10 protein-coding genes and 1 tRNA gene are annotated in these 14451 nt (G+C 41.2%); 8 read left to right on the forward strand and 3 right to left on the reverse strand.

From position 1 onward, the window contains the following. Positions 1 to 78 precede the first annotated feature (78 nt). The 4 genes from BLR53_RS08655 (at position 79) to BLR53_RS08670 (ending at position 5758) form a co-directional block, all read left to right on the forward strand. On the forward strand, positions 79 to 1746 hold the full coding sequence (locus BLR53_RS08655) for an alpha-amylase family protein (protein WP_244889469.1): 1668 nt from the start codon (positions 79 to 81) through the stop codon (positions 1744 to 1746). Positions 1747 to 1774: 28 nt separating this feature from the next. Then, on the forward strand, positions 1775 to 3130 hold the full coding sequence (locus tag BLR53_RS08660; RefSeq protein WP_074589020.1) for an MFS transporter: 1356 nt from the start codon (positions 1775 to 1777) through the stop codon (positions 3128 to 3130). 89 nt (positions 3131 to 3219) lie between these two features. Beyond that, positions 3220 to 4767 carry a S10 family peptidase gene (locus tag BLR53_RS08665; protein ID WP_074589022.1) on the forward strand — a complete coding sequence of 516 codons (1548 nt, stop codon included), beginning with the start codon at positions 3220 to 3222 and terminating at the stop codon, positions 4765 to 4767. Between the two features lie 28 nt (positions 4768 to 4795). After that, positions 4796 to 5758 (forward strand): acetyl-CoA carboxylase carboxyltransferase subunit alpha, encoded by a 963-nt coding sequence (locus BLR53_RS08670; RefSeq protein WP_081857503.1) that lies wholly within the window; start codon positions 4796 to 4798, stop codon positions 5756 to 5758. Between the two features lie 134 nt (positions 5759 to 5892). Here BLR53_RS08670 and BLR53_RS08675 read toward each other — a convergent pair whose 3' ends face one another. Continuing rightward, entirely contained in the window at positions 5893 to 8928 is a 3036-nt protein-coding gene (locus BLR53_RS08675) for a glycosyltransferase family 117 protein (protein WP_037440634.1), read from the reverse strand. Between the two features lie 505 nt (positions 8929 to 9433). On the opposite strand from BLR53_RS08675, the gene BLR53_RS08680 reads away from it, so the two are divergent. From BLR53_RS08680 to pth, 4 genes are all read left to right on the forward strand, one after another. Then, positions 9434 to 9504: transfer RNA gene (locus BLR53_RS08680), tRNA-Gln, on the forward strand. A gap of 72 nt (positions 9505 to 9576) precedes the next feature. Then, positions 9577 to 10518, forward strand: a complete 942-nt coding sequence (locus tag BLR53_RS08685; protein WP_037440631.1) for a ribose-phosphate pyrophosphokinase — start codon at positions 9577 to 9579, stop codon at positions 10516 to 10518. A gap of 79 nt (positions 10519 to 10597) precedes the next feature. Further along, positions 10598 to 11176, forward strand: coding sequence for a 50S ribosomal protein L25/general stress protein Ctc (locus BLR53_RS08690; protein WP_037440629.1), 579 nt, complete (start codon positions 10598 to 10600; stop codon positions 11174 to 11176). Between the two features lie 256 nt (positions 11177 to 11432). Beyond that, the gene (gene pth / locus BLR53_RS08695; protein ID WP_037442644.1) at positions 11433 to 11993 is read left to right on the forward strand and encodes an aminoacyl-tRNA hydrolase; all 561 of its coding nucleotides are present in this window, start codon (positions 11433 to 11435) and stop codon (positions 11991 to 11993) included. Here pth and BLR53_RS08700 read toward each other — a convergent pair whose 3' ends face one another. Both BLR53_RS08700 and BLR53_RS08705 read right to left on the reverse strand, forming a co-directional pair. After that, entirely contained in the window at positions 11994 to 13589 is a 1596-nt protein-coding gene (locus BLR53_RS08700) for a response regulator (RefSeq protein WP_074589025.1), read from the reverse strand. It abuts the gene before it with no gap. Positions 13590 to 13613: 24 nt separating this feature from the next. Further along, complete coding sequence (locus BLR53_RS08705) at positions 13614 to 14450, reverse strand: CheR family methyltransferase (protein WP_037442629.1); 837 nt, start codon at positions 14448 to 14450, stop codon at positions 13614 to 13616. Position 14451: the final 1 nt, after the last annotated feature.

The following is a 14451-nucleotide window of genomic DNA, read 5'->3' on the forward strand; positions in this document are numbered from 1 at the left end:
TGTAAATTTGTTATTGCCACTTTAATTATCATTTCAGGCAATTTACCTTTGGCTATGGCCCAGCAAAAACAAAAAATAATGATCTATCAGTTGTTGCCGCGATTATTCGGCAACAAACAGCAGCAGCAGATCCCGTACGGTACAATAACAGAAAATGGTAGCGGTAAATTCGATGATATCACTGTAAAAGCTTTACAGGGTATGAAAGAATTGGGTACTACCCATGTCTGGTATACTGGTGTGATTGCACATGCCACCCTTACCGATTACGGCCAATTCGGTCTGCCCGCAGATCATGCATCAGTCGTGAAAGGTAGGGCTGGATCTCCTTATGCAGTCCGTGACTATTACGACGTCGATCCGGATCTTGCCGTTCAGGTAGATAAAAGGATGGAAGAGTTTCAAAATTTGATTGAACGGACACATGGGCAGAATCTTAAGCTCATCCTTGATTTTGTACCTAACCACGTTGCCAGGCAGTATAAATCCAGAATGAAGCCTGCAGGAGTAAAAGATTTTGGTGAAGGAGATGATGTGAGCCGTGCCTTCAGTCCGGAAAATGATTACTATTATATTCCAGGGCAGCAGTTTATTGTGCCCCAGCCTCACCATGGTCAGGTGAATCCGCTGGCTTCAGTCAGTAAAGGACCTTATTTGGAAAACCCGGCGAAAGCAACCGGAAACAATGTGTTTTCCGCTGCTCCCTCCATTGATGACTGGTATGAAACTATCAAGTTAAATTACGGACTCGATGTTCAGGGTGGTTCCGTTGGTCACTATAACCCTGTTCCGGCAGTGTGGCTTAAAATGAAAGATATTTTAAGTTATTGGTCAGATAAAGGAGCAGACGGTTTCCGCTGCGATATGGCAGAAATGGTTCCTATAGAGTTTTGGGCATGGGTAATTCCCGAGTTAAAGAAGAAAAAGCCCGAACTTATTTTTATCGGAGAAGCATATGATCCTTCTACCTATAAGACATTTCTCACCACTGGTAAATTCGACTATCTATATGATAAAGTTGGTCTTTATGATGGGCTGAAGAAGCTGATCAGGAGTGAAGATCAGGCCGATGTTGCTGCAATCCGTCACGTTTGGCAGCAGGAAAGCGCAGGGTTCGGTGATCAGATGCTGCGTTTTCTGGAAAACCATGATGAAGAAAGAATTGCATCTGCAGGTTTTGCTGGAAAGGCCGAACTGGCTTTACCGGCAATGGTTTTATCGGCAACGCTTTCCGGTGGACCTGTAATGCTCTATTCAGGCCAGGAAGTCGGTGAACCAGGCAGAGGCGCAGAAGGATTTGGAGGAGAGGATAACAGAACCACTATTTTTGATTACTGGGGAGTACCGGAACATCAGAAATGGATGAACAATGGTGCTTTTGACGGGGGGCAGCTCAGTCCTGAGCAGCATGAACTCCGCGCTTATTACGGTAAGCTGCTTAAGTTTGCAGGGCATTCGCAGGCAGTTGCTTCCGGTGAGTTTCTGGAAATGCCGGCCGGGGGTAACATGAATCAGAAGATGTATGGCTTCTTCCGTTTTACAGATAAAGAGCGGTTATTGATACTTGTAAATTTTGACAGGCATTATCGTATGGAGAACCAGGTACGCATACCAGATGAAATCCTGAAAAAATACCCTTTGACAAAAGCTGTCGATCAGTTAAGCGGTGAGGAAATTAAAGTACAGGACAATCATACACTTCCGGTTTGGCTTCAACCAGTCTCAGCCCAGATCATTTCATTCTAATTCATTGATATAAATACATTCTTATCTCATGGAAAAATCTCCAGTCGCATTAAAGCCGCGGTTATCTGCTATACAAATATTTAATTTAAGCGCCGGATTCTTTGGTATTCAGTTTGGATTTGCCTTACAGAATGGAAATGCTTCCCGGATTCTGCAGACCTTTGGTGCAGATGTCGAGCATCTTTCTCTATTCTGGCTGGCTGCTCCACTCACAGGTATGATTGTACAGCCGATTATTGGTTACTACAGTGATCAGACCTGGAATCGTTTCGGCAGAAGAAGACCATTTTTTCTTGTGGGGGCTGTGCTAACAGCGATTGCATTAATTCTAATGCCAAATTCGGCGGCTTTAGCCGACTATATGCCGCCTATTATTATTGGGGCGGGAATGCTGATGATTATGGATGCTTCGATCAATGTGGCAATGGAACCATTCAGGGCACTGGTAGCAGATAAGCTACCGGAGAGCCAGCGAAGTTTCGGTTTTTCAATGCAGACATTTCTGATTGGGGCCGGAGCTATTTCCGGATCATGGCTTCCTTATATATTCTCTGAATATCTGGGTGTCTCCAAGATAGCAGAAGCAGGACAAGTACCTCATAATGTTGTTTATTCTTTTTATGCAGGTGCTGCAATTTTGCTGGTTACCATTCTGTGGACTGTACTGACAACAAAAGAATATCCACCCGAAGAAATGGCTTTATATCATTCCGCAGAACCAGAGCAGGAGGAGGCAAAGGGGATCATGTCAATTTTTACAGATTTCTCCAGGATGCCTTTAACTATGAAGCAGTTGGGACTTGTGCAGTTCTTTTCCTGGTTTGCTTTGTTTTCTATGTGGGTTTTTACGACACCTGCCATTGCACAGCATATTTATAAAGTAGTACCCGGAGATACTTCATCTGTTGAATTTGCCGATGCCGGTAACTGGGTAAGTTTTCTTTTTGGTGTGTATAATGGAGTTTCAGCTATTTATGCCTTGATACTGCCAACTATCGCCAGACTAACCAGCCGAAAAATTGCACATGCTTTCTCCTTAGTTGCCGGAGGAATAGGTCTGCTTTCTATTTATTTTATCAGCAATCCAGACCATTTACTCTATTCGATGATTGGTATTGGCCTGGCTTGGGGAAGTATTCTTTCTATGCCTTATGCAATTCTATCCAGTGCAATCCCTGCGAGAAAGATGGGCGTATATATGGGTATTTTTAATTTCTTTATCACGATGCCACAAATTGTAAATGGTATTTTTGGTGGTATGATCGTGAAGCGGTTCTATAATGGTGAAGCAATTTATGCCATCGTGATTGCAGGTATTTTCATGTTAATGGGAGCTGTTTCTGTTTTATATATTCGTGCAGACCGGGAAAAAACACTCAACTAGGTATCGAAAACGTAACATTTTTAAAGTATTGACAATACCTGGTGATCTTATCTTCATCTTTAATCTTCATTCAAACCTTATTAAACCAAATGAAGAAATTTTGCACTTTACTATTAGCCGGAGTCTGCGCATTTCAGTTTGCTGATGCGCAGCAATCCAAATTAACCAGACCCGCACTGCCGCCAAAAGCAGCAGATTCTGTAAAAGTCGGAACTACTGTTAATTCGCGTACGATCGTGCCTGAGAGTACGGTTATCACCAATCACCAGGTTACCATTAAGGGGCAACGAGTACCTTATAAGGCGACCACAGGAACCCTTCCTGTCTGGGATGATGCCGGCAAGCCAATTGCTGGTTTATTCTATACTTATTACGAACGTTCTGATGTCAAAGACAGAGCTTCCAGGCCACTAGTGATTTCCTTTAACGGCGGACCAGGTTCTGCATCTGTATGGATGCATATCGCTTATACCGGGCCAGTTGTATTAAATATTGATGATGAAGGTTATCCCGTTCAGCCGTACGGTTATAAAGAAAACCAGACGTCTATTCTTGATATGGCCGATATCGTCTATATAGATCCCGTAAATACAGGTTACAGCCGTATTGTAGGTGATACACCAGGCAGCAAATTCTTCGGTGTAAATGCAGATATCAAATACCTTGCTGAATGGCTGAATACCTTCGTTACACGGAATAACCGCTGGGCATCCCCTAAATATCTGATTGGTGAAAGTTACGGAACAACCCGTGTTTCCGGACTGGCTATGGAGCTGCAGGGTTCGCAGTGGATGTACCTTAATGGTGTGATCCTGGTTTCTCCAACGGATTTAGGTATACAAAGAGGTCCGGCTATGGAAGCTGCATTGATGTTGCCATATTATGCGGCGACAGCATGGTATCACCATAAATTAACACCTGAACTTCAGAATAAAAAATTGCAGGATATGTTACCTGAAGTGGAGAACTATACCATGAATGTGTTGGTACCTGCATTAGCGAAAGGCAATCAGTTGCCGGATGCAGAGCGTAAATCTATTGCAGCGCAGATGTCCCGGTTTGCTGGAATCAGTGAAAAATCAATTTTGCAGCAAAACCTGTCCGTTCCCGTAAACTTTTTCTGGAAGGAATTATTGAGGGATGAAGGCTTTACCGTCGGACGTCTGGATTCCAGGTATAAAGGTCTGGACAAAGCGAGTGCAGGAGAACGCCCGGACTATAATGCCGAATTAACATCATGGCTGCATTCCTTTACACCTGCAATTAATATGTATCTGCGTAATGAATTAAACTATAAAACGGATTTGAAATATAATATGTTCGGACCTGTCCGTCCATGGGATGATTCGAATAACCGTACTGGTGAGAATCTGCGTGCCGCTATGGCGCAAAATCCTTATCTGCATGTAATGGTGCAGTCCGGCTACTACGACGGAGCCTGTGATTATTTCAATGCTAAATATAATTTATGGCAGATGGATCCAAGTGGAAAACTGAAAGACAGAATGAGCTGGAAAGGCTATGAAAGCGGACATATGATGTATCTGAGAAAAGTAGATCTTAGCGCCGGTAATAACGATATCAGGGAGTTTATCACTAATTCTTTACCTAAACCCGGAGTTCCTGCGAAGTTTTAAATAAAATACCTATTTTTACTGCCCACTTATGGAACAGATAAAAACATCATTTGATTTTGAAAAACCTATTGCTGAACTGATGCAGCAAATTGAAAAGGTGAAACAGGTTGCTGATAAAACAAAAGTAGATATGTCTGCTACACTGATTGAGCTGGAGGAAAAACTGGCAAAAACCCAGAAGGCCTTATATACCAATCTTTCAGGCTGGCAGGAAGTTCAGTTATCCCGCCATCCGGAAAGACCGCAGACGCTTGATTATATCAGTATGATCTGTGATGATTTCATTGAGATGCATGGTGACCGTACCGTAAAAGATGATAAAGCTATTATTGGTGGATTTGCAACCATTGCAGGTAAGACAGTAATGGTAATCGGTCATCAGAAAGGTAAAAACACAAAAGAGCGTCAATATCGTAATTTCGGTATGGCAAATCCGGAAGGCTATCGTAAAGCACTGAGGTTAATGCGTCTTGCGGAGAAATTCAATAAACCAGTGATTTCTTTCATTGATACCATGGGTGCATATCCTGGTATTGAGGCAGAAGAACGTGGTCAGGGAGAAGCTATTGCCAGAAACCTGCTCGAAATGTCTGTGCTGAAAGTACCTATTCTTTGCTTTGTTATTGGCGAAGGTGCATCAGGGGGAGCTTTGGGTATCGGTATTGGTGACCGTGTTTATATGCTTGAGCATACCTGGTATTCGGTTATTTCTCCTGAATCATGTTCGTCTATCTTATGGCGAAGCTGGGATTTCAAAGAGAAAGCCGCAGAATGCCTGAAGCTTACTTCTGCAGATATGCTGAAGAACAAACTGATTGATGGGATTATCCCGGAACCTTTAGGTGGAGCGCATCAGAATCCGACACAAATGGGACAGACCCTGAAAACACAGATCATTAATGATTTAAATGAGTTCAGTAAAATCAAAACAGAAAAAATGGTAGAGAACAGAATTGACAAGTTCTGTAATATGGGTGTAGTTGTAGAATAAGCTGCACAATACAAATGAGAAAGCCTGGTCAGATTAATTCTGACCAGGCTTTTTTGTTGTTCCGTGTATGCTGTAAATCATAATAAAAAAAAGAGTTGCCGGTTAGGACAACTCTTTTTTACGGGTAACTCCCGTTATTCTTCAGGTACTTCCTGTGCAAAATAGACAGAGAAACGACCCTCCAGCTCAGTGAACTGTTTGCCTAGTTGCTGTGCAAGTTTTGTCTGGTTCTGTTCTGTGGCTGTTTTAACCATCTGATTCAGGAACTGCAGGCCAAGCTGGACATTCTGTCCGCCCACAAAGCGATTTTTGCTTTTCGATACATCTGCCAGGTAAGTCAATTCCTTATAGATGTAAACACCCGATTTTTCCATTAGTTCATTTGCGCGTGCGGTATCTTTTAAGATATACAGGTTTTCTGCCATGAAATATTTTCCCATCATCGAGCGAATTCCATAGAAACGTTCCGGCATGACCTCAAAATAACGGTTTACTACTTTCTTCGCGTCTTCAGTTCTTCCTTCTTTAATTAAACCCGAGATAGTTGTGTTAAACAGGTTATTGAAGATACTGATATCATCAGAAGATTGCGGGTCCAGGTACTTCGCATTTTTAACATTACCCCATTTGAATTTGTTGTAAACGTTATTAAACATGATGTCTGTATTAACCAGCTCAGATCTGCCAGCTGCAGAATCAATTTTAAGCGGGATAAGACGCATGGCAAGACCTTCAGTATATAAATAATTATCTAAACCAATAAATTGATCAGAAGGCACAGTGCTTGCAAAATAAACAGGTCTTTTCCAGTCGTTATGTACCAGGATATCCAGCAGGGCCAGTGTACCTTTGGTCACATAGTTCTTGTTGAAGGTCCATTCCATCACAGGAGCTATCTTCTCTGCATCTGCGGCTTTAACAGTCCCACTGCTAATTACCTGTTTAGGATTGATAGTTAGTTTGAAGTTTTTGGTAGGAATAAAGTTTTCCTTGCTGCCATTCTGCAATGGGATTTTGTCATCATCATCATCAGAAAGAAGTACCTCTAAAATATTTTTAAGTTCGACAGCACCAGCTATTTTATAGTCCTGATAATACATTACATCTCTTACACCCTGCACATATTGTGAAGGTTTCATACTGATAGGTAAAGGAGCAGACTCATTCTGCTTACGCTTCATACCATCTATATACCAGTCCGTATCAAACAGACTCAGGTTAACCAGACGAATATCCGGACGTATATTCTCTACTTCCTGTGCGTACCATAGCGGATACGTATCGTTATCACCATAAGTGAATAGAATAGCATTCGGTGCGCAGGATTGCAGGTAATCTACTGCGATGTCATGTGCAACCATTTTGGTCGAACGGTCATGGTCATCCCAACCCTGGGCAGCCATAATAACAGGGGCTCCAAAAAGGGAGATAACCGTAGCGCCAATTGCAGCGTTGACGGGATTGATCTTTTTAAATAAATATTCTTTTAGTGCGAGAACAGCAAAGCCGATCCAGATCGCAAAAGCATAGAATGAACCTGCATAGGCATAATCTCTTTCTCTAGGCTCAAGTGGTTTCTGATTCAGGTAAAGTACAATAGCGAGACCTGTAAAAAAGAATAATAGGCCGACGATACCCGCATCTTTCTGATTGCGCTTAAAGTGCCATATTGCGCCAATCAGTCCAAGGATTAACGGCAAAAAGAAGAAACGGTTATAAGCATTGTTTTCCGTGATAGAAGGAGGGAGGTTAGTCTGATCTCCCAGCATAAGCGCATCAATAGGTTTGATACCGCTTAAGAACTGCCCGCTATAAATGCCAGCTCCCTGTTCGTCATTCTGACGACCTGCGAAATTCCACATGAAATACCGCATATACATATTACCGATCTGGTATTTGAAAAGATAATTGATGTTATCAAATAAGCCGGGGAAGTAGGCATCATCAAAACCCATCAGGTTCTTATATTCACGGACATGTCTCGCGTCGTCGCTATACATCCTTGGGAAAGGCGTAGTTCTGTCAAATTCATAATCCGTTTTCTTTCCAGCAACTTCATATTTGGTATCGCCTTTTCTATAAAGGGTTTTACCCTCTTTAAGACTGATTTTTTCTGAATTATAATTGGGGCCGAAAAGCAACGGACGGTCACCGTACTGTTCCCTGTTCAGATAGCTCAGGAAAGAGAAGGCATTATCCGGATTACTATTATTCAGATTAGGACTTGCTTTTGCACGAATAACAATCATGGCAAACGAGCAGTAACCAAAAATAATCAGTGCTGTTGATAAGAAGGCAAGGTTTAGAATTTTGTTCTGTTGTTTAATGGAGTATCTAATTCCCCAGACCAATCCACCGATCAGCAGAATTGCGAAGAAAACGACACCTGTGCCGAAGCCAAGCCCCAGTGTATTGACAAAGAACAGGTCAAAATAGGCACCGAACGAAACTACATACTGAATGATACCGTATTGTACAAAAGCAAGGATCAGAATACCTACAAAGAAGGTTTTAATAATACCGGTATTTGTAGGATTGGCTGTTTTTTTGAAATAATATACAAATGCAATTGCCGGGATGGTCAGTAAGTTCAGCAAGTGAATTCCTATTGACAAACCCATTATATAGGCTATGAAAAGTAACCATCTGTCTGCACGGGGCTCATCCGCATGGGCTTCCCATTTCAGGATTCCCCAGAATACAATAGCGGTGAACAGCGATGAAAGTGCATATACTTCCGATTCAACAGCAGAAAACCAGAAGCTGTCAGAAAATGTATAAGCTAAAGCACCAACTACACCGGCACCCATAACTGTAACCAGGTTTGCTGTTGTTAGATCTGCATCCGTTTTAATAACCATCTTTTTGGCAAGGGCAGTGATTGTCCAGAACAGAAAGAGTATCGTAGCGGCGCTCGCCATTGCAGAACCGATATTCATGAAATATGCAATCTTCTCAAGATCACCAAAAGCGAACAGGGAGAAGAAACGCTGGATCATTAAGAACAATGGAGCGCCTGGCTGGTGTACAACCTGCATTTTTAAAGCTGAGGCGATAAATTCACCGCAATCCCAGAAGCTTACCGAGGGCTCCAGGGTGAGGATATAGGTAATCGCAGCAACCATAAAGCAGAGCCACCCTGTAATGTTATTAATTTTTGAATAGTTCATGTGTTATTGTTAATGTAAAATTCGCTTATCGCAGCTGTTTGAAACTTTAATATACTTAAACAGCTTAAAATGCTGCCGAAAATAATCAAATAGATTGAGAGCTTCTTTAAATTTTGTTTAATATTTTGCTTATCCGGCATTATGTAACCGAATTGTTTTCGTCTCTTTTTAGTTTCTGGCCATCTGATCTGTTTTTTTTATTTTTTTTATTGGAAAAATCGCGGGATATCTAAGTTGCTGATTGCTTTTATTTTAGCTGAAAATAATTAATTCCATGTTTTTAGGGCTGTATATTTTCGCCGGATTATTCTGTAGTTTTTCTGCCTGTTTTTGAATATGTTAGGTGTGAAAGTATAGGTAATACATCGAATGAACGTTATAGAGGGCGTTTTATGGTGTTCTGAAAATATTTTAAACTTTTTTTTAGAAAGATTTGCAATTCTAAAATATCTGCGTACATTTGCATTCCCAATTGAGACGAACGCTTGTCGAAAAGAAGGAAGATTGCCCGATAGTATAAAGGTAGTACAACGGTTTTTGGTACCGTTTGTCTAGGTTCGAATCCTGGTCGGGCAACTAAACATATTCGGATTGTGACTAAAGCACAATCCGATTTTTTTTTAACCCAGCATTGATACCCGTCTAATCATGCCATTGCAATTTAACCCCGTTAAACTTTTTGCCGGCACCGGTACAAAAGCATTAGCTCACAAAATTGCCGAAAGTTACGGCAAACCTCTTGGTAATGTAACCTTAAGTAGATTTAGCGATGGGGAGTTTCAGCCGTCATACGATGAGACAGTCAGGGGATGTGATGTCTTTTTAATCCAGTCTACTTACCAGCCTTCAGATAATTTAATGGAACTGCTATTAATGATTGATGCAGCGAAGCGAGCTTCGGCGCATTACATTACTGCGGTTGTTCCTTATTACGGACTGGCCAGACAAGACAGGAAAGATAAACCCCGTGTTGCAATCGGTGCTAAACTTGTTGCAAATCTGTTGAAATCAGCCGGTATTCACCGGATCATGACAATGGATCTTCATGCTGCACAGATTCAGGGGTTCTTTGACATACCAGTAGACCACCTGGATGGTTCAGTGATTTTTGTACCATATATCAAAAGCCTGGGCTTGCATAACCTCACCATTGCATCACCTGATATGGGTGGATCATACCGTGCGAGAACATTTGCAAAGTTTTTCAATGCAGAGGTCGTAATCTGTGATAAAAGAAGGAAACGGGCTAATGAAATTGAATCTATGTCTATTATCGGTGACGTAACCGATATGGATATTGTTTTAATTGACGACATCTGTGATACCGCAGGTACGCTTGCAAAAGCCGCAGCCCTGATTATGGAAAAAGGAGCGAGAAGTGTTAGAGCTGTTTGTACGCATCCGGTATTGTCAGGTAAAGCTTATGAGACAGTAGAAAGCTCTCTGTTGACGGAACTTATTGTAACGGATACTATTCCTTTAAAACAGGATAGCCCTAAAATTAAAGTATTGAGTACTGCACCTTTATTTGCGAAGGCAATTGCCAATGTAAATGAACATGGCTCAATCAGTGATTTGTTCCGGGTTTAAATTAGAATAAATAGAGGCAGCCTGGTTTTATAATAATCAGGAAGGCTTCATTTAATTATATAAAATAAATAAATAAAAGATGAAAATTATCGCAATTAGCGGTTCTCCAAGAGAGAACGTAGGGAAACGCGATGCTAAAGAGCTTCGCTATGAAGGTAAAGTTCCTGCAGTATTGTATGGTGGTACAGAGCAAAAACACTTTGCTGTTGTTATCACTGATTTAAAGGATGCTATCTACACACCAGAAGCGAACTTTGTTGAAATTGATGTTGATGGTGTTAAAGTAAAAGCAATCATCAAAGAATTACAATTTCATCCATTAACAGACGTGTTATTACACGTAGATTTCTTACAATTATTTGATGAGAAAGAAATCGTTATGGAAATTCCAGTTAAATTAACCGGTACTTCTCCAGGTGTTAAAATGGGTGGTAAATTAGTTCAGAAATTACGTAAACTGCGTGTTAAATCTTTACCAAAAGATATGCCACAGACAGTTGAAGTTAACATTTCTAAATTAGAAGTTGGTAACTTATTCCGTGTTCGTGACTTAGCAAAAGGTGCTTACACTGTGACTAATACTCAAGAAGATACTATAGCTTCTGTAATTATGTCAAGAGCATTAAAACAAGCAGAGCAGGCAGCAGGTAAAAAATAAGCTGTTTCTCTAATATAAAAAAGCCGTCTCCCCAATCGGGGCAGACGGCTTTTTTATATTTATATATCTTCTACAATAATGTTTTCCTCAGTTGAGGAGAGACCGATAAATCTTTTTTATATGCAAGGCGATTAAATTGCACATAAAAAGGAATTTATCTAAGTTTGGCCAAATGAACCGGCTGTGTGCCAGAATCCGGCTAAGCTGCTACCGGGGTTCCCAGGATAGATCCTTAAATATAAATACACGATTTCACATGAAATATCTAATTGTTGGTCTGGGAAATATCGGATCGGAATATGCCAATACTAGGCACAATATAGGTTTTAATATCGCCGATCAGCTCGTGAAGGAGCTGGGAGGTGAATTTGCGAATCTGCGCCTTGCTTATTACTCGGAAGTTTCCTGGAAAGGAAAAAAGCTGCATGTTATTAAGCCAACTACCTATATGAACCTGAGTGGACGGGCGGTTAATTACTGGATGCAGGAACTTCGTATTCCACTTGAAAATGTATTGGTTATCGTCGATGATCTGGCCTTACCACTCGGCAAGTTGCGATTAAAACTCAAAGGCAGCAGTGCAGGACATAATGGACTTAAGAGTATAGAGGCAACCTGTGGCGGACAGGATTATCCGAGGTTAAGATTCGGCATCGGGGACGACTTTCCAAAAGGCAGACAGGCAGATTATGTGCTTGGACCCTTTTACAAAGAAGAATTACCTGAGCTTCCCGCGTTAATAGATAAGAGTGTTGCGCTGATCCAGAGTTTTGTAACCGCCGGACCAGCGAAGACCATGACTGCATTTAACCAGTAATTATTTTGCAGTAAACTGGGTAATCTTCTGGTGTAGGATACCCAGTTCAAAAGGTTTGCTCAGTACATCACTGGCGCCAGCATCAATTGCAGCTTTTTTATCGTTTTCCATCACAGCAGCAGAAAATGTAATTATAGGAATGTCCTGTTTGCCAGGAATATAATTCTCTCTGATCAGTTTGGTGGCTTCCAGTCCGTTCATTACCGGCATAAAAGTATCCATCAGGATCAGGTCGTAATGATTTTCCTTTAATTTGTCGAGTGCTTCCTTCCCGTTCTCTACAACGTCAGCTTCTATATTCCATCCCTTGAGGATCTTAACAATCAGAAATTTGTTGATAGGGTTATCTTCTGCTACCAGAATATTTACGCCATTGAAGGGAAGGAGTTGTACGGTCGCGACAGATGAACTTTCAGTCTTGTCCTGCACAATTTCATACCAATTACTAAAAGAAAAGGTACTTCCTTTACCCAGCTCGCTATCTACGGTAAGCAGGCCGCCTTTCAATCGGGCCAGGTTTTTCACAATGGACAGGCCCAGACCTGTACCTCCATAACGAAGGGTCGTATTATCCTCAGCCTGCTCGAATGTTTCAAATGTCTTATCGATTTTATCTTCTGCAATTCCAATTCCAGTATCCGAAACTGAGAATTTAATCAGCATATTATTTCCCTTATGATCCATAACCTGCACCCTCAGCGTCACATTCCCCTCATGCGTAAATTTAATTGCGTTACCGATCAGGTTCATTAAAATCTGGTTCAGACGCAGGCTGTCAGCCATTACGCTTTTTGGAATTTGCGGATCGAATTCGGTAATTAGGTCCAGATGTTTTTCCTTTGCACGAATACTGAGCAGATTTAAGATAGAAAAGCTGGTCATGATCAGGTCGGTCGGGGCTCTGTTGATCTTGAATTTCCCAGCTTCAATTTTTGAGATATCCAGAATATCGTTGATTACGCCCAGAAGAGAGTTAGAAGAGATCTCCAGTAAGGATATCATTTCTTGCTGTTCTTGATTCAACGGGGTTTTCTCAAGCAGGTTGGCGATACCTATAATGCCGTTAATAGGCGTACGGATTTCATGACTCATATTTGCCAGAAAATTCTCTTTGATCTTTCTTCCCTGTTCTGCCAGTTCTTTCGCTCTGATCAGCTCTTTTTGGTAAGATTCCAGTTCTTTGTTCTTTTTGACCAGTTCACGCTGGCTGCGGACAAACTGAATGAACGAATCTACTTTTGCAGAAGTCACATATGGATTCAGGGGCTTATATAAATAGTCGACAGCACCTGTATTGAGGCCTTTGACAGCATATTTGGTTTCGGTGGATATTGCCGTAACAAAAATCACCAGAATATTTTTTGTACGCGGATTACTCTTCAGGATCTCAACGAGTTCGAAACCATCCATTTCCGGCATTTGTACGTCTACAAGAGCAATGGCAATATCCATTTCCCAGGCAAGTCTCAAGGCCTCATTCGGCAAGGTCGTGCTGATAAGATTAACATCGTCTCTTTTCAGCAACGCTTCCAGCGCAATTATGTTTTCCGGTCTGTCATCGACGATCAGGATATTTATTTTTCCATATGTTCTAATGGCATTAAAAAATTTCGGGGAGAATTAAGCTATTTTCTGATAGATATTGTTTTTCCTGTCGATGACCTTAAAGCGTCCAATTTCCGAACTTCTTAAAGTCTCTTTCGAGCCCAGGCACAGAAAACCAAAATTTGCGAGACTGTGGTAAAACAAATCAATCACTTTTTCCTGTAATGCGGTGTTAAAATAGATCAGTACATTTCTGCAGGAAATCAATTGAAATTCATTAAATACGCCTTCAGAAGCCAGGTTATGTGCAGAGAAAAGAACATTCTTTTTTAAGGAATGAACAATTGATGCGGCATCATATTTAGCAGTATAATAGTCAGATAATGTATGCGTAGCACCCGTTTTCTGATAGTTTTCTGAGTATTGTTTCATTTTCTGCAGGTCATATATGCCGTTCTTGGCATAGTTCAGTACTTCTGCGTTAATATCTGTGCCATAAAAAAAACTACGGTCATAAAGACCAGCTTCGGCAAAAAGAATGGAAAAGGAATAAAGCTCTTCTCCAGTTGAGCATCCGGCATTCCAAACCTTAATCCGCTGATACGATCTTAGATAGGGGATTATATGTTGAGAAACTGATTTAAAGAAAGGAGGGTCACGGAACATTTCTGTCACGTTAACCGTTATTTCCATAATAAAAGTTTCAAAGTATTCCAGATCATTAGTCAGCAGGGTTCTCAGATCAAAAAGACTTAACCGTTGCAGTTGCATTATACGGCTTACCCGTCTTTTCAAAGAGGCGGGGGAATAATTACTAAAGTCGAACCCATGGACATTTCTAATAAAACCCACGAGTGACTCCAGTTCGGCGTAGCTGATTACCTCGGCTATATTTTTCTCAGGATTATTCATA

Source organism: Pedobacter antarcticus (assembly GCF_900103515.1).
In the GTDB taxonomy this organism is placed as follows: Bacteria; Bacteroidota; Bacteroidia; order Sphingobacteriales; family Sphingobacteriaceae; genus Pedobacter; species Pedobacter antarcticus.